At 47.6% G+C, this 853-nt stretch carries 1 protein-coding gene; it reads left to right on the forward strand.

Annotated features, from left to right (window positions below; all coding sequences use genetic code 11):
* Window positions 1-137: 137 nt before the first annotated feature.
* Window positions 138-853: aspartate kinase (locus tag FC14_RS03360; RefSeq protein WP_156655729.1), on the forward strand; the 716-nt coding region annotated here is incomplete at its 3' end.

Raw genomic sequence — 853 nt, forward strand, 5'->3', positions numbered from 1 at the left:
TAGTTGGGATATGGGAATACTGGTGTTGACGGTAGTAAATAAAATTAAGAAAGGAAGGCTATATTCTTTCTGATAATGTAGAAGAAGCTGCACGCTCTTCTATGTTATTCTACATTTTGTATAGCAGGAATAGTTACATGAAGATTATTGTAGATAAGTTTGGCGGGACGTCGGTCCAAGATGAAGAGGCGCGTAAGAAAGCGATGGCCCACGTGGCCCACGCTGTGTCAGAGGGTTATAAGGTGGCCGTGGTTGTTTCAGCTATCGGAAGAAATGGCGCACCTTACGCCACAGATTCACTGTTAAATCTGGTTGATGGTGAAAAGACAGCTTTAAACGGACGTGAATTGGATATGCTGGTTTCGGTGGGAGAAGTAATCTCAACGGCAGTCTTTACCCAAATGCTCAAGCAAAATGGCTACAAGGCCACGGCTCTAACCGGTCCGGATGCTGGTTTTAGGACTAACAATGACTACCAAAATGCCAAGGTAATTGACGTGCAGACGGACAAGATTATGGCGGCCTTTGAAGAAGTAGACATTGTAGTTGTGGCTGGTTTCCAGGGCCTATCAAAGGAAGGGCACGTTACGACTTTGGGTCGGGGTGGCTCAGATACATCGGCAGCCCTGTTGGGTGCAGCCTTAGGGGCTGAGCGCTGTGATATCTTCACCGACGTTTCGGGGATGATGACAGGTGATCCGCGGTTAGTCAAAAAGGCCCGCTTCTTAAAAGAAGTTTCCTATGAAGAAGTTGCCAATATGGCTCATGAAGGGGCGAAGGTTATTCACCCCCGGGCGGTAGAAGTAGCCCAACAAGCCCACCTACCACTAAGAATTAGGTCAACTTGGGATGG

Source organism: Ligilactobacillus agilis DSM 20509, from assembly GCF_001436215.1.
Classification (GTDB): domain Bacteria; phylum Bacillota; class Bacilli; order Lactobacillales; family Lactobacillaceae; genus Ligilactobacillus; species Ligilactobacillus agilis.